Annotated in this window: 1 protein-coding gene; it reads left to right on the top strand. The window is 79.6% G+C overall.

Features of this window, described 5'->3' with window-relative positions; all coding sequences use genetic code 11:
* Nucleotides 1–553 (top strand): hypothetical protein (locus OZN99_RS33255; protein ID WP_270939428.1); only part of this gene is annotated, 553 nt, incomplete at both ends.

The raw sequence follows: 553 nt of genomic DNA, 5'->3' as shown, positions 1-553 counted from the left end.
CCGGAGGTCGCACCGCCCGATCCCGCCGCGCTGCGCCTCGAACGGCTGGTCGCGCGCCCCGACCCGGACGAGGTGGAGCGCGCCATGGCCGCACTGGTCGCCACCCAGGCCGGCTGGGCGGAGGTGCCGCCCGGCACGCCCACCGCGCCGGGCGACATCGTGGTCTGCGACGTCGCCGCCCGGCTGCTGCCGCCGGAGAACCGAATCCCGCAGCCCGGCATCGCCGGCGCCACCGCCGGTGCGCCCCCCGGCCCCTTGGGCCGCCTGCCGGATGGCTGGGCCTTCGGCGACAATGGCGCCGGCCTCGCCGCCGAGGTGCTGGCCGTCGAGCCCGAGGCGGACCCGCCGCATCTCCGGCTGCGCGTGCACGGCACCGCTTCGCAGGACGGGCAGAGCTACGTGCTGTTCCACGCCGCCGGCCCCATTGCGGCCGGGCCCGGCGCCACCTGGGTCGGCTCCGTCGCCGTGCGTCCCGTAGGCGCCCCGACCGGCCTGCGCGGCGCGAAGCTGCGGCTGGAGGCGCAGCCGGCCTCCGCCACTGGCGCGCTGCGCC

It is taken from the genome of Falsiroseomonas oryzae (genome assembly GCF_027856955.1).
GTDB lineage: Bacteria > Pseudomonadota > Alphaproteobacteria > Acetobacterales > Acetobacteraceae > Falsiroseomonas > Falsiroseomonas oryzae.
The sequence above is the reverse complement of the archived record's forward strand: the minus strand, read 5'-3'. Positions and strand labels throughout refer to the sequence as shown.